Source organism: Streptococcus sp. DD13 (assembly GCF_001578875.1).
In the GTDB taxonomy this organism is placed as follows: Bacteria; Bacillota; Bacilli; order Lactobacillales; family Streptococcaceae; genus Streptococcus.
In genome coordinates, this window is the sequence record NZ_KQ969506.1 from 481,802 (window position 1) to 501,039 (window position 19,238).

The window sequence follows — 19,238 nt, forward strand, 5'->3', positions numbered from 1 at the left end:
CCCACCATCATCGATAACCGATTACTAAAGTCATTTTCTAAGGTGGGGAGCAGACTAGCTAATTGTTGTTGACTGTCCGCATCTAGTCCCCACTCTAAAAGAAAGATCGTTTCACCTTCTGCAATGGGACACCGATAGAGGATGGGAGGGAGCAAATTTTCAAGAATCGCTTGAAGACCAGCGTCTAGCGCTTCTGAATGAGATAAATAGAAAAACTGTACCGTTTCAAGCTGATTCGGAGCATGGGGAGTCCTCCCGGATAGAAATTCCAACCACGGATCTTGCGGAGAATGCTGCTCCTTCTCCTTTAAGAAATAGTCTAATAAAACCTGTTCTCGTTCCGTCAGATCCGTAGGGTTCAAAAGGAGATACTCCTCTCCATCCCAGAGACTATAGACTTCCTGGCTACGGCTCTCCATAGCGGACCGTTCAGCTTTAGGAAATAACTTTTTAAAGTTTAAAGAAAGCTTCTGTCTCTCATTTTTCTTCATAAACTACTTCTCCATCACAAATAGTATATTTCACTACACCTTTTAGGGTATCATCGATGAAAGGTGAATTGGCTGCTTTGGAGTGGAAGTTAGCTGTGACTACACGTTCCTCATTCTCTGCAAAAATGACGATGTCCGCTGGACCACCTTCTGCTAGATAGCCAGCATCAAAGCCGTAAAGAGCGGCAGGATTATGGGTCATCTTAGATAGAAGTTGAGATAAACTGAGATGGCCATCCGCTACTAAATGAGTCAAGCCAAGAGATAGGGAAGTCTCCAGTCCCGTCATACCAGAGGGAGCTTTGGTCACATCTGCTACATTTTTTTCATCCGCATGGTGGGGAGCATGATCTGTCGCAATAATGGAGATAACCCCTGATTTTAATCCTTCAATGACTGCCAAGCGATCTTCTTCCGTCCGTAGAGGTGGGTTCATCTTGGCATTTGGCCCTTTGACTAGGAGTAAATCTTCCGTCCGTGAGAAATGTTGCGGAGCTACTTCTGCTGTCACTTTGGCACCTAATGATTGTGCAAACTCCACAACTTTAACAGACTCGGCCTTGGACAAGTGCTGGACGTGGAATTTATTCCCAATTTCATAGGCAATCATAACGTCACGGGCAACCATACTATACTCCGCCACACCACGAGCTCCACCACAACCAAAATGTTGCTTGGCCACACCTTCATTGAGTCCAAGGATTCCATTTAGCTTGGGATCTTCTTCATGAAGAGCCACGACGACATCCAATTTCTTGGCCCTTTTGAAAGCCGCGCGAACAACTCCGGTGTCTTCCAAGGGAATCCCGTCATCAGACAGTCCGACAGCTCCCGCTTGGATCAGACCCTCGAAATCTGTCAGGTGTTGACCATCAAATTGCGTCGTAACAGTGGCATTGGTTAGGACATGGATTTTTCCTTTGCAGCCGATGCCAGAACTTCTTCTAAAGTATCAACCGTCGAAATCGTCGGATTGGTATTGGCCATCATGACGACGGTGGTAAAGCCACCAGCCGCAGCAGCTAAAGCCCCTGTGTGAATGTCTTCCTTGTGAGTCTGACCAGGCTCACGGAAATGTACATGAATATCCACCAAACCAGGTGCAACGACGAGACCCGTCGCATCAATCACTTCTGCACCATCTTGGACAATATGTTCAGCGATTTTGAGGACTCTTTTCCCCTCTACCAGAACATCACACACTTGATCAAGATGTGTTTTGGGATCAATGACACGACCATTTTTGATGAGTAACATAACTTTCTCCTTATTCTCCTCCATAAAATACAACAGACCAATCTGTCAAAACTTCCTGCTTATAACAAAACTTAGCTGAAAAGAACGGCTTTCGCTCCAACATCCAGTCCAAAAAAAGTCGATCCCCCGTCCACATAGGCTTCTTGAGCATGTCTCCATAAGGGACCCACTCTAGGGTTCCTTCCGTACAGTCTGCAATCAGGTCCCCTGTAAAGTCCGTCACACGAAAGACATAACAATACCAATCCTTGTCTGGTGTAAAATCTGGGAAGGTGATGTGCCCCACCATGTCTATTCTAGTAGCTGTCAGCCCTGTCTCTTCCCTGATTTCACGGATGGCGCAGGCTTCCGGTGTCTCACCAGCTTCCAGTTTCCCACCAACGGAGACCCATTTTCCCTCGTGAATGTCCTTTTCCTTTTTGTTGCGGTGTAGAAGTAAAAACTCCCGTCCATTGTCCAAGTAACAAATCGTCGCTAACTGCACTGTCTTTCCCACACCAATCGCCTCCTCACTTCCCTTTTTCTTTAGACTCTCCTACTTCAACCAATCAATTGGGGCTTGACCTTTGTCTTCCAAAAAGCTATTCGCCTTCGAGAAGGGGTGGCTACCAAAAAAGCCACGATAGCTTGAAAGAGGACTAGGATGAGCAGACTCTAGCACCAAGTGGCTAGGGTTGGTAATGAGACTTTTTTTCTTTCGAGCAAAGCCTCCCCAGAGGATAAAGACCACCGGTGTCTCCTTTTCATTGACCAGCTGGATGATGGCATCTGTGAATGGTTCCCAGATGATATTCGCATGACCGTTAGCCTGTCCAGCAGGGACGGTCAGGCAGGCATTCAGCAATAGCACTCCTTGCTTTGCCCAAGACGTCAAGTCGTGATTGACCTTGACCCCGATGTCATCTTCCAATTCTTTTAAGATATTTTGTAAAGAAGGGGGTGCCTGCAATTCATTCGGGACGGAGAAAGACAAACCTTGAGCTTGCATCGGTCCATGATAAGGATCCTGACCCAAAATGACTACCTTGACATCCTCTAAATGAGTCTCTTGTAAGGCGGCAAAGACCTTTTCTCTTGGTGGATAGACCCTTCCTTGAGCGTACACCTGGTCCAAAAAGGCCTTAATTTTCCCAAAATAATGCTCAGGAAGCTTAGACTGAATCGCTCCATGCCAGCTTGAATGTTGCATGTTCTCTTCCTTTCTAAAAATAATCTTTGGCCTTATTATACCATATTAAGTCTCTTTCGTATCTCGACGATCAAGAAGAAAAAGAGGCTGGGACAAATGTCCTAGCCTCTCCATTGTTTTTGGATGGTCGAGTAAGACGCAGTGGTTGAGTGGGCTCTGCTAGGCTGATTTCATCAGCTTTTACAGCTCGACTCAACTGTGCGGAGGTGGGACGACGAAATCGAATTCTAAGGAATGACCGATTTCTGTCCCACTCTCTTCTTCCTTTCGGTTTGTCACTAACCTTCCAATTCTTCCTTCCAGAAGCCTTTCGGTTTCTTAGTCAATCCAGTCAAACCTAAGCCAGCCAAGATGAGAACTTGTGGAAGAAATTGAATCAAATACCGTGTCTTTCCTCCTTCAAAAATCAGAAGAAAGAGGAGACCTCCAAAGACAGCAAGGCTCAAAAAATTCAAAGAATCGCTTAGTTTGAAGCGGAGAAAAACTAGCACCAACCCTACAGCCATCACAATCCAAAGAAACTGCTTAACCAAAGCATAGTACCGGTACTCACTCTTATCAATACTCAGGAAGTATTTCCGAATCCAGGAGCTGATCCCCCAATGTTTCGTATAGCGATACAGCGGATTCAGGACCGGTGTTTTTTCATTGTCAATGTCACGATAAGGCCAGCCTAGCGTTCCTTCTGAAACTGTCAACTCTTGTTTTTCTATCAGGTGGTTCACAAAAGAAAATAAGGTATACTGGCCAAGTCGACGCTTGATTTCTTTGACAACATTTTCTCTCAGGAACATTCCATTGTTGTATTCGGAACGCTTTTCCGGCTCAATATACTGAAGTAAGCCCTCTTTCATATCCTCTTGGTCATGACCTGTACTCGTTAGGCCCAAGTTTACAAAGAGCAAAGGCCCTTTTGCTAAACCCTGTCCTTCTATGAGCGTGACTTCTTCTTGACGATCTATGAACCAGTTTAAGCTTCCAACAGCTAGCACAAAAGGTATTCCAATATGCAAGAAAACCAAACCTGTCTTTTTCCAATTTCCTTTGAACAATAACGTCATCAAAAATGCGATAAGAACAATAAAAGTAGTCGGCCGAATCACTATCGCCAGTGCAGAAATCCCCGCAAGAAGAAGAGACTTTTTGACCACTTGTACCCGATCATGAGACGCTAGGATATCCAAGGCGAATATCAACTGCAAGGCAATGAACGGAAGGGGCAGGATATCCGTATACATGGAGTAAAAGTAAGGGGAAAAACCAAGCAATCCAACATAAAGGATAAAAATAGCATTTCCTACTTGAGATCCAAAATGACGACTAGTGCCTCGGTAGAGAATCCAGGCTGTTGCATTGGTGCACAGCATATTCACCCCTTGCAGGATCCATAGGCTAGAAAAACCAAACATATTGTAAAAGAATCGCTCATAGAGAAATAAGGAAAGATTATTGGGATTTCTCGTCAGGTAGTTGGAAATCGACTGATCACTGATAATTCTAAAAGCCCCTTGAAAAACGACTGCTGCATCCCGTCGGATCAGTAATTCTGATGATATCAGAAAGAGGACTTGAAGAGCAACGGCTACAAGTGTAATCAATCGCTTGTGATTTACGAGAAATACATAGCATTGTTTCCACCACTTCACAGACCCGATTGACAAAAGGACTAGGATCCACAAAAAAGGATCGCTCCAGGAAGTAATCGTAGAAATCTGAGTGATGGCCACCACCAGCCAATGTACTGCTATAAGAAGCAAGATGATTTGGAGAACTTTAAATGTTTTCTGATATATTTGCATCATTAGGCTAGTATAGCATAAGCCTTACGGAAAACAAATCAAAATGAACAGCCTTTTATAAGCTGTTCATTTTTGAACTCTTCTACCTTCAAGTTGATTTGAATCAATGAAGCTTATTTCTGTTCTTGCCACGTTTCTTGATTCTCTTTGAATTTTTTCAACAACTGAAGACCATCTGCTGTGATGTACCCCTGCACCTTTGCCACCTTGATTAATTCGGAATAATTCGATAGGGTGACGAGGGGAACACCTGCTTCTTCAAAGTTTTTCTTAGCGATCGGCAACTCATAGGTAAAGATGGCAACTACACCCAATACTTCTGCTCCTTCTCGTTTAGCAGCTGCAACCGCATCTAAGACAGAGCCTCCCGTAGAGATCAAATCCTCGATGATCACCATCTTTTGCCCCTTAACTACGCGCCCTTCGATTTGGTTTCCAGCTCCATGGTCTTTGGGTTTGCTACGAATATAGGCAAATGGAAGGCCCATTCGATCAGCAATAATGGCTCCATGAGGAATCCCTGCTGTAGCAGTCCCAGCAATCACTTCGACTTCGGGAAATTCTTCCATGATGCTAGAGACAAAACCATTTTCAATCAGGGTACGCGTCTCCGGATAAGAAAGGGTAATTCGATTATCCGTATAAATCGGGGACTGGATCCCGGATGCCCAAGTAAACGGTTCTTCCGGTTTTAAATAAACGGCTTTAATATCTAATAAATCCGATGCGATTTGTGTTGCAAGGCTCATAGTTTTTCTCCTTTTGTTTTGTTCACCTGATGATAACGATATACACTTAAATCCAGACTGTTAGTCCACTTGATTCCACTCCTCATAAATCTGCCGGTAAGAAGCGACAGGGTCTTCAGCTCTTGTGATTGGACGGCCCACAACGATATAATCAGAGCCAATCTGACGAGCCTGTGCTGGTGTCATCACCCGCTTCTGATCTCCAACAGCAGCTCCTGCGGGACGGATTCCCGGAGTTAAGCAGACAAAGTCAGAAGAAGTGTGTTGTTTAATCAAAGCAACTTCCTGGGCTGAGCAAACCACCCCGTCCAGACCAGCTTCGTCCGTTTTTGAGCATAATGAAGGACTGATTCTGTCAAACTTGTCTGGATATTTTGGAAATCCTGCATCTGCTCTTCTGAAGTCGAAGTCAATTGGGTGACCGCTATCAAGATAGGACCTTCGCCAAGCCCCCGACGGGCTGCGGCCATCATCTCCACACCTCCTGCTGCATGCACATTGGTCATATCTACTCCCAGACCGGCCAATACACGCATTGCAGACTCAACAGTATTGGGGATATCATGTAATTTCAAATCCAAAAAGACACTATGCCCAAGCGCTTTTACATATCGGACAATTTCCGGCCCTGACGCATAATAGAGTTCCATCCCGATTTTTACGTAGAGCTTTTCCTCTGTTGGAAACAAGGCCAAGAAGTCTTTTACCTCGGTCAAACTCGAGAAATCAAGGGCGATTACTGGACGCTTTTCTCTCATATTCAATCCTTTCAGACAAAAACCTCCGCCAAAAAAGCGAAGGTAGCACAAAACAATTCCTCATCGTTTCTTGATGAATACGATAGCATCTTTTTGACCATCTTCCTCGCCTCTCTGGACTCGGTTAAAGATTTATTTCTTTTATTTTACCCCTTTTAGGGCAGTTTGTAAAGATTATCAGGCTTTTTCTATTTTGCACTGTTTAAATACCTTTACAATGACCGATGAGCCATTACGGCCGCAACTCCTTTCGGATATCTGCTCGGAGGGCCTCAAGGCTCGCAATTCCGTATCGATCCATTACTACTGGAAGCCGATCGATGATAGACGGACAAGCAAAGGGATCTGTAAAATTTGCGGTCCCAACTCCAATAGCCGAAGCGCCTGCAATAAACATTTCAATGGCTGCTTCAGCACTATCAACGCCTCCCATCCCAATAATCGGTAAATCGGTTGTTAAAGCAACCTGTCGGATTAACTTGAGGGCCACTGGAAAAACCGCTGGCCCGGACATCCCACCCTGACCATTTGCAATAATTGGCCGACGACTATGCAAGTCATAGCGAGTTCCGACCAAGGTATTGATCATGGTAAAACCACTTGCACCTGCCGCTTCCACCGCACTTGCGACAGTCGTAATATCTGCCACACTTGGTGTTAACTTTACATAAACCGGAACGTGAGAATGGGCAACTGCAGCCTTCACTACATCATAGGCTAGCTCAGGGTCTTGGCCGATCAGTAACCCGTGATTGCCATGATCCACATTGGGGCAAGAGATATTTAACTCAATTGCTTTTACATTTTCAGCTTGAGAAATCTTATCCGAAACCTCCGCGTACTCCTCTGTCGAAAAGCCTGCCACATTTGCGATAATAGGGAGATCTGGATAATGTTGCTTTAGCCAGGGAAGTTTTTCCGCTAGTACTTGATCAACTCCTGGATTTTGCAATCCGATAGCGTTTAACATGCCCGAAGGCGTCTCTGCAACACGAGGAGTAGGATTTCCAAAGCGGGGCTTTCGGGTCGTTGCCTTGATCATAATAGAGCCAAGGCGATTCAGGTCATAATATTTAGCGTATTCTTGACCAAATCCAAAACAGCCTGATGCAGGAATGATTGGGTTTTTTAAGTCCAATCCCGGTAGAGTCACTGCTAAGCGTTCTTGCTGCATAAGTCCTCCTATAACTGTACAGATCCTGTTGCAAAGACTGGACCATCTTCACAGACGCGTCGATTCTGGTCTTGTCCTTTTCCTTTTAGAGGAACGACACAGGCATAACAAGCTCCCATGCCACAAGCCATTCGGGATTCCAAGGAAAGATAAGCATGGGGATGATCCGCAAACCGCTGGTCGACATAGGCCAGCATTCCAGGTGCCCCACATGAGTAGATGGCATCCGGTACCCAGTCCATCTCTTCTATGACCTCAGATACATACCCTTTCCGACCATAAGATCCGTCATCCGTCGTCACAACTACTGGACCATACTTACTGAGTTTTTCTTCTAAAATAACTGCATCTTTGTTTGCAAAACCAATCACCGAAACAACCTTAACACCTTTTTCATGAAGTTGCTTAGCCGTTTCCACCAAAGGGGGGACACCAATCCCCCCACCAATCAAGAGTACTGTCTGGCCCGAGCCAACGACAGATAAGTCAAAGCCATTTCCCTGCGGACCCATCGTATCAATGGTTTGCCCCTCCCTTAATTTAGATAAGATTTCTGTCCCGGCCCTCTCCACACGATAGACCAAGGTCGCCTCCTTATGCTCCTTATCAATCTCTGAGATAGAGATTGGCCGACGCAGAAGCTTACTCGGATCTGGAACTTTTAAATGTAGAAATTGACCTGCTTGCATGTCTTGCACCATCTCCCCCTTCAAGACCAACTCAAAAATCCGGGGAGCTATTTCTGTCTGACGAACAATGCATAAATCTTCTTTTAAAATCATCGTTTTCCTTTCTGATGAATCATCCAACCAGAGGTTACGAGCCTGAAGACTGGCCCAATCGAAATCTCTTCATCCTTCGGTTACGATACAAAAAAAGCCTTGTATCCAGCTCTACAAGGCTACACAAAAACATAGTGAAAAACCACTTTTTCTACTGTTGCACCTTGCCTACCTCACGGGGTAAGTTTAAAGGATAAATTTTATTCATTATATCCTTTTACCAGCACCTTTGTCAACTACCGGACGATAAAGTTTACAAGTTAGAGGAGACTTAGATGGAGATAAAAATACAGGAAATTTAGGAATCATGATACAATAGCAGTATGAGAATTCAACAATTACGCTACATCATCAAAATCACTGAAGTCGGCTCTATGAACGAAGCGGCCAAACGCCTCTATATCACGCAACCCAGCCTCTCAAATGCCGTAAAAGACCTAGAACGAGAGATGGGAATTGAAATTTTCCATCGAAATCCCAAAGGAATCACCCTCACCAAAGATGGCATGGAATTTCTCTCTTATGCGCGACAAATCGTCGAACAGGCAGAGCTGATGGAAAATCGCTATAAAAACCCTAATCAGAAAAGAGAGGTATTTAGCGTATCTTCCCAGCATTATGCGTTTGTGGTCAATGCCTTTGTCTCCCTCCTCAAGCGTAGAGATATGGAAAACTATGAACTTTTCTTGCGCGAAACAAGAACGTGGGAAATCATTCAAGACGTAAAAAGTTTTCGCTCCGAGATCGGTGTTCTTTATTTAAACCAGTTTAACCGTGATGTGATGACCAAGCTCATTGAAGACAATGATTTGCGATACACCACGCTCTTTACAGCTCAACCTCATGTTTTTGTAAGCAAAACCAATCCCCTGGCTCAGAAAAAATCGGTCACTTTGGAAGATTTGGAGGACTTTCCCTATCTTTCCTATGAACAAGGGATCAATAATTCCTTTTATTTCTCAGAAGAAATCCTCTCCCAGCTTCCCCACAAAAAATCTATCGTGGTGTCGGACCGTGCCACACTCTTTAATCTCTTGATTGGCTTAAATGGCTATACGATTGCGACGGGGATTTTGAATTCCAATTTAAATGGAGACAATATTCTCTCCATCCCATTGGAGTATGAGGACCAGATCGAACTCATCTATATCCAGCACCATAAAAACAATCTTTCCCAAATGGGGGAAGCCTATATTGATTACCTTCTGGAAGAGGTCAAAATGCAACAAACACCTTCAACGGATGAAAATTAAAGAGGATGCCGACAGAATAGGTCGACATCCTTTTCTTTTGAACATCCGATGAAACCAAAGGATCGTGATCAAATCGCTTTCTATTTGGATTCATTAGATGAGACAGAGTAGGCTTTCGCTTGCTCAATATATTTATCGTATTCCCCAGATGCTTTTAATTTCTTGATAATCTCATCAATTTTTTCTTTCAAATCCCCACTGTTTTTTGGAAGGGCAATGGCTTTTGAGTTATTGGCATGGGTTGGCAACTCAACGGTCGCAAGCGCCAAGTCGGAATTATTATCAACGAATCCTTGTGCTACGATTTTATCCATCACTACAGCCTCTACTTTTCCGGCCTTCAGTTCGCTTACGGCCTCGCTCATATCAGAGATAGAGGTGATGCTAGCTCCGCTCAAGTCTTCCTTGGCATTGGTTTCTTGGGTAGTTCCGGTCTGAACAGCGATTTTAGCTTTTTTCAAAGCATCTACGGTTGTCAACTTGTCCAAGTCCGTTTTCTTAATCAAGACAGCATCCGAAATATCATAGTAAGATTCAGAAAAATCAAAAGACTTCTTCCGTTGGTCTGTGACCGTTAAACCAGCGATCGCAATATCTGCTTTCTTACTTTGAACCGCTGCTAGGACATTGTCAAAGCTTAGTTCTTCCACTTCCAATTCTACTCCAAGCTCATCTGCTATCTTTTGAGCTAATAAGATATCTGCTCCGACCGTTTGATCCTTTCCATCAATCATGGTTTTAAATTCAAAGGGAGCGTAATCCGGACTTGTGGCCACCACCAATTTTTTCTTTTCCTGTATATTTTTCAAGGCATCCGTATTGGACGAAGTGGAGGAGCAGGCTGCTAGAGCTAAACCAGCGAGTACAGCAGTCGTTGCTAGGGCAAAAATTTTTTTAATGTTCATAATGAGTTCTCCTTAAATTTAACTTAAAACAAGTGTAACTTAATTTTATACACTTGTCAAGTATTTTTATGCGATATTTTAAAAGTTATTAAAAAGAATATCTGATTCCCCACTACGAGCACTTACCCCCTGATTCGTTCAAGGTAGAAGATGGGTCTTGTGACTATCGGTTTCTCGAGTTTTTCTACTGGTCTCTTTATATAGAGCTTCCCCATATGGAAAAGTGTATAAAAATCTACCATCGAAAAGCCGTCGTTTCCAATTATTCTGGCGTCACAGATTTGCCCTCCATGATATGACGATCATCAATTTCACTCGAAGCTATGATGGCTCAAGCGGTCTCTCCTACAGCAACAACTCCTTCTATGACTACTCTTTCAGAACAGGAAGCAGTACCTTCTTCTTTCATTCTTGCCAGAGATAAAAGATATTTCCATCAGAGATAGAAAGAAGCTTATTTTGGCGAATCTTATCCTGAGACGGCTTGTGATCACTAGAAGCAAGAGTTAGCCGTTCCATTTCATAGTTTAAAGATAGAAAAATCGGCTTTGCCCCCTCAATAGAACCAGTCTAGTCTTCTATATTTTCAGCTATTGAGATAAATACGACTCATTTTTCTTAGCCATTTCTTCTGGTATATCCGTCATACAAAAGCCAATCTCCCACAAAACACGCATATAAACATAAGTGTTTGCTCATTTGGGCTCCTTCTTTAAAAGGGAATCTGAAAAACGGTAGGATTTCTTTCATTAAAACACTTCTTTTTCCCAGCCGTCACTGGTTCGCTTTCGATAGTAAAATTCTGACTGAGCTGGATTTTCCATCATTTCGAGTAAAGGCAAGACATCATAGGCCAGATCCAAGTTTGGAATCTGGTCTTTTTCTACCCAGGAAACTTCTCCTTCTTCTGAAGAACGGAGAGTGCCCGTAAACTCAGTCGCCTTATAACAAAAGACAATATAGCGGCCTCCCTCGTCTAGTGGCCAATTTTTTATGCCGACTAGTTGAGGATTTCGAATCGTCAGTCCTGTCTCTTCGTAGATTTCGCGAATGACAGACTCAGCAAAAGCCTCGCCATTCTCAACATGACCTCCTGGAAAAGCGTAGCCAGACCAGTGATTGGTTTCAGGAGAGCGATACTGCATAACCACGCGCTGACTTTCGAGGTCTTCAATCAAACAAATATTGGTAAGAATGGTTAATTGGGAACGAGACATCGTTTTCCTTTCTATAATGCAATTCGTCAATCAAAATAAACTTTTTCTTTATCTCCTTCGTCATCACAAAGGGATTGACCAGCTCATGATATTCATCAAATCCGTCCAAAAGGAAGCCTCTCTCAAAGACAATAGTCTTCTCTTTTAGCGAGTATTCCAAGTGAATCGTAACCGGACCATGGCCATCAAAGGTAAAGAACAACCCAATGAAAAATACCAAGATCAGGCTAGCAAAGAGACTCAAAAGAACACTAAAAAGGTTCTTCCAATTTTGGGTATTTTCGATAGAAGCGATACCAGATCTGACTAATAGCTGTCACAACTTCAAGATACAACCAAGGATTCCAAAGAAGTGGCGTAAATGCGTAGCCAAACAATCCTAAAAGGACGTTAGCAAGCATGAAAGTCAGTAAAAGAATATAAATAATTTGAAATACTTTTATGAGTTTTATCATTCCTGATTGCTCTTCTTATTCCTCAATTTTATTATGAACAAGATCAAGGCCGCTAGAATAAAGAAGATCGCATAGGTCACGATAGGAAACCAGATGTATTTTGGATTCAAGGTGTAAAGTGCTGGAATAAGATCTCTTATATGTCGCCCTTTGATCCCAAACCCAATATGCAAAACAGACGTAATTGCATTCACGTACAAAAAGACGGTTGCGAAATCTCCAATGGAAGCTCGGTCTTCTTTCTGCACTCGAAAGACATTAAAATACAATCCACTCAGCAATAAATATAGATTCATGAATAAAGGAAATAGATAATTAAAATCACGGTAAGTCCTTGGGATTAGATCATTGTCAAAAAGAAAGACACCTAGGGTCGCTCCCATTGCCAAAAATAGGATAAAATCCAAAAGCATGCCAACACCTGAATGCTTTTCAAGCCACAAGTTTAAGCGATCTAACCAGCTTCTTGTTCTCTTTATCCTATTTTTATGCTTGACCTTCTTTATAGTATTTTTCTTTTGCTTCATTCCCCTCATTTCCTAACGTTAAGGATTTACTAGAGTTTCTTCACTTCTGTTGCTACCTTTCGGAGATGCTTCTCCCGCATGCTAGCGGTATTCACATCCCGACCAACTTCTCCCAAGATGCAGACGCGCTTGGTTTTAATCCCACAGTGGTTCAAGACGGCATTTTTCAAAACAGAGATGCCATAACTATCTGGAATGTTGAGAGGGCCTGAAAAGATCTTGTACCACCAAGTAGGCGCCATGGAGGTCGCGTAAATACCGGCCGTTTTCCCTTTGAGTAACTTCTTGAATTGCTTGCCTCTCAGGTAATTCCAGATGAAGATTCCCTGATCATTGGCCGAGTAGGCAATCCCAGGTGTGAAGACCCGATCGATCCAACCTTTCATGAGACTCGGCATACTACTCCACCAGATAGGATAAACAAAAATGAAATGATCTGCCCATTGGATTAATTCCTGAGAACGAAGGATAAACTGATCTTCTTCCATCCGTTTTCGGTAACCATAGCGAAGGACCGGATCAAAGTCCTCTTCATTGAGATTGATCACTTGGAGCTCGTGGCGATTTGAGTCAATAGTTTCGACAATGGTTTGAAAAATAGCCTGGCAGTAACTTTCCTTATCCGGATGCCCGTTGATGACTAGAATTTTCATGAGTTTTCTCCTATCTAATCCAAGGCCTTGACTTCCAGCATCATATCACGGATCTGAGCTGCGAGTTCAAAGTCAAGCACGTCGACCGCTTCTTGCATTTGTTTTTCCAGTTTCTTGACCAGATCTTTGCGTTCTTGCTTGTTGAGGCTGGTGATATCGACTTCAGTCACCTCTTCCGTTTCCATCTCCTTGGTTACAGCAATCAAATCACGAATTTCTTTCTTGATGGTCTGAGGGATGATGCCATGTTCTTCATTATAGGCCATCTGGATCTGACGACGACGGGCTGTTTCATCCATAGCCCGTTGCATGGACTGGGTCACCGTGTCAGCATACATGATGACATGGCCCTCGCTATTTCGCGCAGCCCGGCCGATGGTCTGAATGAGCCCTCGTTCATTGCGAAGGAAGCCTTCCTTATCTGCATCAAGGATGGCAACCAGGCTGACTTCAGGAACGTCAATCCCTTCCCGCAGCAGGTTAATCCCAACCAAGACATCAAAGACTCCCAAACGGAGATCACGGATAATCTCGGTCCGCTCCAAGGTCTTGATATCCGAGTGCATGTACTTGACCTTGACACCCATTTCTTTGAAATAATCGGTCAAGTCTTCCGCCATTTTTTTGGTTAAGGTTGTGATAAAAGTCCGTTCGTTCCTTTCAACACGTGCATGGATTTCTCCAAGAAGATCATCGATTTGCCCCATGGTAGGACGTACTTCTACTTCTGGATCAAGTAGCCCAGTTGGTCGGATGATTTGTTCAATGACGGTATCCGTTTGCACTTTCTCATAATCCCCTGGTGTGGCTGACACATAGACGATCTGATGAACGTGACCTTCAAACTCTTCCCGACGAAGAGGGCGGTTATCTAGGGCTGATGGCAGACGGAAACCATAGTTGACCAGCATTTCTTTTCGTGCTCGGTCTCCGTTATACATGCCCTTGATCTGCCCCATGGTCATGTGGCTCTCGTCCACCATGATGAGGAAATCTTCTGGGAAGAAATCGAGTAGAGTATACGGCGGTTCGCCTTCCTTTCGACCATCCATGTAGCGGGAATAGTTTTCTACGCCATTGGTGTAGCCCATCTCCCGCAGCATTTCAATATCATATTCCGTGCGTTGGCGGATGCGTTGCGCTTCGATCAGTTTGCCTTCTTGTTCAAACTGCTCCACTTGCACCTTCATATCAGCTTCGATTTGAGCGAGGGCTTCTTCTAAATGCTCTTCTTGGGTGACAAAGTGGGTCGCAGGAAAGACGGCCAAATGGCTGACATCTGCTAGGACTTGTCCTGTCAGAGGATTGATCTCACGGATGCGTTCAATCTCATCACCGAAAAACTCGATCCGAAAGGCATTGTCATTACGAGAAGCGGGAAAAACCTCCACCACATCTCCGCGCACACGGAAACGTCCCCGTTGAAAGTCGATGTCATTGCGTTCAAACTGAATATCAACCAAGTCATTTAAGAGTTTATCCCGAGAGATTTCTTGATTGGGACGAAGGCTGACGACATTATCCCGGTAATTTTTAGGATCTCCCAACCCATAGATACAAGAAACTGATGCAACAACGATAACATCATTGCGTTCTAAGAGGGCTGCTGTTGCCGAATGCCGCAGATAGTCGATCTCATCATTGACCGAGCTGTCCTTTTCGATATAGGTATCACTAGAGGGCACATAGGCTTCTGGCTGGTAGTAGTCATAGTAGGAGACAAAGTACTCGACCGCATTATCTGGGAAAAATTCCTTGAACTCTCCATAGAGCTGGCCTGCTAGGGTTTTATTATGGGCGATGACCAAGGTTGGTTTATTGACTTTGGCAATGACCTGACTCATGGTATAGGTCTTTCCGGTACCGGTCGCTCCCATGAGGATTTGGGCCTTTTCTCCACCTTCGATATTGTCGACCAATTGTTCAATGGCTTGGGGTTGGTCTCCGGAAGGTTCATACTTTGAAACCAGTTTAAATGAATTATCCGTGATACGATGAATCATACTATTCTCCTATATGATAAAAAGGGGGTTAGATGTTTTGGTTCAAAAACATCTATCAACCGCATTTTCTTGCTAAACATAACACCTTTCATTTTATCACACCTCTTTCCTAACTTCTATTTTTTCCAATTAATCGATGGTCACCACGACCTATGTTAGAACTTATGACATAGAAACTCAAATTTTTTGCACTTCTATCTATCATTTGCTATAATAGAACGGTGTTATTCAGACGAGAGAGTTTCTTCAATCGTCTAATCATTTATATCCGTTGGACGAAGGGACCTCTATACCTTTCTGACAACTATCATAAAAGGAGAATACTGATGAAGAAAAAATTCCTCATCCTTCTAGCAGGGTTATTTCCCTTGTTTTGTTTCTATCCACAGGTTAAAGCTGATACGATAAAAATTGCCTTTGACTCCACTTATGCCCCCTTTGAGTTTAAGGATTCTGATCAACAGTACAAGGGGCTCGATGTTGACATTATAAATGAAGTTGCCAAACGTTCCGGTTGGGATGTCGAAAAGAGCTTCCCAGGGTTTGAGGCCGCTTTGAATGAGGTTTTATCTGGCCAGTCAGACGCCTTGATGGCAGGTACTACCATTACAGAAGACCGGAAAAAAGTACTGACCTTTTCAGATCCCTATTTTGATACAGAAATCGTCGTGGCTACAACGGCTAAAAATAAAGTCAGCGACTACAACCAATTAAAGGGCAAAAAAGTCGGTGTAAAAAACTCAACCGCTGCCCAAACCTTCCTTGAGAAAAATAAAGACAAGTATGGCTACGAGATTGTCACCTATGATACGGGTGACCAAATGTATACTTCTCTAGCTTCTGGAACAATCGATGCTGTGATGGATGATAAAGCAGTCATTCAATATGCAATCAGCAAACAGCAGGATCTTGCAATCAATATGCCTGGGGAAGCTATTGGATCCTTTGGATTTTCTGTCAAAAAAGGCAGCAAATACGAATCCCTCATTACTGATTTCAACAAAGCGTTGGCTGAAATGAAAGCAGATGGAACTTATGCCACTATCATCAAACGTTATTTGGCAAGTGATTACGGTTCACAGCTGACGCTTACAGGAAATGCCGATCAAAAGGCTACTCCAAAGAAAAAAGTGTACAAAATCGTTTCCGATTCTTCTTTTGCTCCATTTGAGTACCAGGATGAAGATCATCAATACGTTGGAATCGACATGGAGTTGATCCAAGCCATCGCCAAACAGCAAGGATTTGAAATTGAAATTTCAAATCCAGGATTCGATGCAGCTCTAAATGCTGTCCAATCTAGCCAAGCAGACGGTGTCATCGCTGGCATGACGATCACAGATGAGCGGAAAAACACCTTCGACTTCTCCGATGCCTACTATACAGCCAACATCCGAATCGCTGTCCGCGAGGGCTCTGATATTTCTTCCTACGAAGATTTAAAGGGAAAAACGGTTGGAGCCAAAAACGGAACAGCTTCCCAAAGTTGGCTGAACGAAAATGCCTCAAAATATGGCTTTACGGTTCAACCCTATGATGATGCTTCATCCCTTTATGACAGTCTCAATAGCGGATCGATCGATGCGATAATGGACGACGAAGCGGTTCTTCTCTATGCCATCCAAAAAGGTCGGAAGTTCGCAACACCAATCGAGGGGATTGAATCTGGTAAGATTGGTTTTGCTGTCCGTAAAGGAAGTGATCCAGAGCTGATCCAAATGTTCAACAACGGTCTTGCAGCAATCGTGAAGGATGGAACCTACAATACCATCATGAGCAAATATTTGGATCAAGATAGCCAAAGTCAGACAAGCGAATCAACGGCTGATGAAACAACTGTCTGGGAAATTCTATCTAATAACTACCGTCAGTTATTAGATGGTCTTTGGGTGACCGTCTCCCTTGCTCTTTTGTCCTTCTTCTTTGCTATTTTGATTGGAATCTTATTTGGTATGATGGCTGTTAGCCCAAACAAGCTTCTCCGCGTTCTCTCAGCTATCTTTGTTGATGTCGTCCGAGGAATTCCTCTCATGATCGTTGCAGCCTTTATCTACTGGGGAATTCCAAATCTGATTCAATCCTTCACCAATCAGCAAACTCCAATTAATGCCTTCCTAGCTGGAACAATTGCCCTTTCCCTCAACTCGGGAGCCTACATCGCCGAAATCGTCCGCGGTGGGATACAGGCCGTTCCGATTGGACAAATGGAGGCGTCAAGAAGTCTTGGAATTTCTTATAAGAAAACCATGAGTAAAATCATTCTACCGCAAGCTGCTCGCCTGATGTTGCCAAACTTTATCAATCAATTTGTAATCACTCTAAAAGACACAACGATTATCTCGGCTATCGGTCTGGTAGAACTCTTCTACGCAGGAAAAATCATCATCGGACGAAATTATCAATCCTTCCGTATGTATGCGATACTAGCAATTATCTATCTTGTCGTAATCACTCTCTTAACACGACTGGCTCGTAGACTCGACAAAGGAGGCCACTAATGTCTGAATTAAAAATCAGTGTTCAAGATCTACATAAATCCTATGGAAAAAATGAGGTCCTAAAAGGAATCTCAACTGAATTTTACGAAGGGGATGTGGTCTGTATCATCGGACCATCCGGATCCGGAAAATCGACCTTCCTTCGTACACTCAATCTCCTAGAATCCATCACCTCAGGTAAAGTTGTTGTAGACGGGTTTGAATTATCCGATCCAAAAACAAATGTGGATAAGGCGCGTGAAAATATCGGGATGGTCTTCCAACATTTCAACCTCTTCCCACACATGTCCGTACTTGAAAACGTGACCTTCGCACCACTCGAACTGGGACGTATGTCCTCAGAAGAGGCACAACAAGTCGGGCTAGACCTTTTAGAGCGGGTCGGGCTTGCGGATAAAGCCAACGCTCGTCCAGACAGCCTATCGGGTGGTCAAAAGCAACGGGTAGCGATTGCTCGCGGATTGGCAATGAACCCTGATATTATGCTCTTTGACGAGCCTACTTCTGCTTTAGACCCCGAAATGGTTGGGGATGTCCTGAACGTTATGAAGGAACTGGCCCAACAGGGAATGACCATGATTATCGTTACCCATGAGATGGGATTTGCACGCCAAGTCGCTAATCGTGTCATTTTCACGGCTGATGGAGAGTTTTTAGAAGATGGGACACCAGATCAAATCTTCGACCACCCGCAGCATCCTCGTTTGAAAGAGTTTTTGGATAAGGTCCTCAACGTATAAACATTGAGAAACGGAGAGAAATTCCAAATGTCTCTCAACATCCATTTTCCAGCAAAAATACACCATAGAAAACACCCCAAACGCTAGATCAGAAGTTCTAGCATTTGGGGTGTTTTATGATGTCGCAATAAGGGAATTGATCGTTTATCTGGTATTCCTAAAAATACGAACACTACTTTAATCCATCAATACTTTAGAAAACAGCTTCAACTCCTACTTAGTCAGGTCTTCTTTTCCACTCACAATCATTCTCATGGTCATCAACCAATCCGGCTGACTGAATAAAAGATAAAACGGCCACAGGACCCGTAAACTTAAACCCAAGTTTTTTAAGGTCCTTAGCTAGTCGCTCGGATAACTCCGTCTTGCTAGGGACATGGTGATAATCTGGAACATCATGGACAATTGTTTTTCCATCCACAAAAGACCATAAATAGCGAGCAAAGCTTCCATATGTTGCTTGAACCTGTAAAAAGGCTTGTGCGTTTGAACGGGTTGCAAAGAGTTTGGCACGATTTCGAATAATAGCTGGGTTCTTCAGTAAAACTTCCAACTCAGCGTCTGTCATTTCCGCCACACGATGGAGTTGATAGGAATGAAATGCTTCTCGAAAAGCTTGACGCTTGTTCAGCACTGTTTCCCAAGATAAACCAGCCTGATAAGTCTCCATGCATAACAGCTCAAATAATTTCTGGTCTTCATGGAGGGCTTGGCCCCACTCCTGATCATGATAGGCAACATAGAGGGGATTGGCTAATTTGACCCAAGCACATCGTTTGGTCATTTGT

16 protein-coding genes and 2 pseudogenes are annotated in these 19,238 nt (G+C 43.6%); 3 read left to right on the forward strand and 15 right to left on the reverse strand.

Features of this window, described 5'->3' with window-relative positions; translation table 11 throughout:
- The 9 genes and pseudogenes from STRDD13_RS08580 to STRDD13_RS02175 form a co-directional block, all read right to left on the reverse strand.
- Positions 1-491: hypothetical protein (locus tag STRDD13_RS08580; RefSeq protein WP_197457142.1), on the reverse strand; the 491-nt coding region annotated here is incomplete at its 3' end.
- Positions 478-1,748, reverse strand: a pseudogene (locus tag STRDD13_RS02140) (dihydroorotase). The gene STRDD13_RS08580 and the pseudogene STRDD13_RS02140, both read right to left, overlap by 14 nt.
- Before the next feature lie 10 nt (positions 1,749-1,758).
- Positions 1,759-2,244, reverse strand: coding sequence for an NUDIX hydrolase (locus STRDD13_RS02145; protein ID WP_067101259.1), 486 nt, complete (start codon positions 2,242-2,244; stop codon positions 1,759-1,761).
- 39 nt (positions 2,245-2,283) lie between these two features.
- The gene (locus tag STRDD13_RS02150; protein ID WP_067101263.1) at positions 2,284-2,937 is read right to left on the reverse strand and encodes a uracil-DNA glycosylase; all 654 of its coding nucleotides are present in this window, start codon (positions 2,935-2,937) and stop codon (positions 2,284-2,286) included.
- A 278-nt stretch (positions 2,938-3,215) separates the two neighbouring features.
- Entirely contained in the window at positions 3,216-4,739 is a 1,524-nt protein-coding gene (locus STRDD13_RS02155) for a glycosyltransferase family 39 protein (RefSeq protein ID WP_067101266.1), read from the reverse strand.
- Positions 4,740-4,849: 110 nt separating this feature from the next.
- Positions 4,850-5,485 (reverse strand): orotate phosphoribosyltransferase, encoded by a 636-nt coding sequence (gene pyrE, locus STRDD13_RS02160; protein ID WP_067101269.1) that lies wholly within the window; start codon positions 5,483-5,485, stop codon positions 4,850-4,852.
- 60 nt (positions 5,486-5,545) lie between these two features.
- Positions 5,546-6,243 (reverse strand): annotated as a pseudogene (gene pyrF, locus STRDD13_RS02165) (orotidine-5'-phosphate decarboxylase).
- Positions 6,244-6,475: 232 nt separating this feature from the next.
- On the reverse strand, positions 6,476-7,417 hold the full coding sequence (locus STRDD13_RS02170) for a dihydroorotate dehydrogenase (RefSeq protein ID WP_067101272.1): 942 nt from the start codon (positions 7,415-7,417) through the stop codon (positions 6,476-6,478).
- Between the two features lie 8 nt (positions 7,418-7,425).
- Positions 7,426-8,226, reverse strand: coding sequence for a dihydroorotate dehydrogenase electron transfer subunit (locus STRDD13_RS02175; RefSeq protein WP_269450093.1), 801 nt, complete (start codon positions 8,224-8,226; stop codon positions 7,426-7,428).
- A 296-nt stretch (positions 8,227-8,522) separates the two neighbouring features.
- Here STRDD13_RS02175 and STRDD13_RS02180 point away from each other — a divergent pair, with 296 nt between their 5' ends.
- Complete coding sequence (locus STRDD13_RS02180; RefSeq protein ID WP_067101279.1) at positions 8,523-9,452, forward strand: LysR family transcriptional regulator; 930 nt, start codon at positions 8,523-8,525, stop codon at positions 9,450-9,452.
- Between the two features lie 80 nt (positions 9,453-9,532).
- Here STRDD13_RS02180 and STRDD13_RS02185 read toward each other — a convergent pair whose 3' ends face one another.
- The 5 genes from STRDD13_RS02185 to uvrB all read right to left on the reverse strand — a co-directional run bounded on the left by STRDD13_RS02185 (position 9,533) and on the right by uvrB (position 15,212).
- Positions 9,533-10,351, reverse strand: a complete 819-nt coding sequence (locus STRDD13_RS02185; protein ID WP_067103154.1) for a transporter substrate-binding domain-containing protein — start codon at positions 10,349-10,351, stop codon at positions 9,533-9,535.
- 755 nt (positions 10,352-11,106) lie between these two features.
- Positions 11,107-11,574 carry an 8-oxo-dGTP diphosphatase gene (locus STRDD13_RS02190; protein WP_067101282.1) on the reverse strand — a complete coding sequence of 156 codons (468 nt, stop codon included), beginning with the start codon at positions 11,572-11,574 and terminating at the stop codon, positions 11,107-11,109.
- Positions 11,575-12,025: 451 nt separating this feature from the next.
- Positions 12,026-12,556, reverse strand: coding sequence for a hypothetical protein (locus STRDD13_RS02200; RefSeq protein ID WP_067101285.1), 531 nt, complete (start codon positions 12,554-12,556; stop codon positions 12,026-12,028).
- 29 nt (positions 12,557-12,585) lie between these two features.
- Positions 12,586-13,209, reverse strand: a complete 624-nt coding sequence (locus tag STRDD13_RS02205) for an NAD(P)H-dependent oxidoreductase (protein ID WP_067101287.1) — start codon at positions 13,207-13,209, stop codon at positions 12,586-12,588.
- 14 nt (positions 13,210-13,223) lie between these two features.
- The gene (gene uvrB / locus STRDD13_RS02210) at positions 13,224-15,212 is read right to left on the reverse strand and encodes an excinuclease ABC subunit UvrB (protein ID WP_067101290.1); all 1,989 of its coding nucleotides are present in this window, start codon (positions 15,210-15,212) and stop codon (positions 13,224-13,226) included.
- Positions 15,213-15,538: 326 nt separating this feature from the next.
- Between uvrB and STRDD13_RS02215 the strand changes: the two genes are divergently transcribed.
- Both STRDD13_RS02215 and STRDD13_RS02220 read left to right on the forward strand, forming a co-directional pair.
- Entirely contained in the window at positions 15,539-17,710 is a 2,172-nt protein-coding gene (locus STRDD13_RS02215; RefSeq protein ID WP_067101293.1) for an ABC transporter substrate-binding protein/permease, read from the forward strand.
- A complete protein-coding gene (locus tag STRDD13_RS02220) occupies positions 17,710-18,450 on the forward strand; it encodes an amino acid ABC transporter ATP-binding protein (protein WP_067101296.1) in 741 nt (246 codons plus the stop codon). Before STRDD13_RS02215 ends, STRDD13_RS02220 begins: the two co-directional genes overlap by 1 nt.
- Positions 18,451-18,667: 217 nt before the next feature.
- Here STRDD13_RS02220 and STRDD13_RS02225 read toward each other — a convergent pair whose 3' ends face one another.
- A complete protein-coding gene (locus STRDD13_RS02225; RefSeq protein ID WP_067101299.1) occupies positions 18,668-19,234 on the reverse strand; it encodes a DNA-3-methyladenine glycosylase I in 567 nt (188 codons plus the stop codon).
- Positions 19,235-19,238 lie beyond the last annotated feature (4 nt).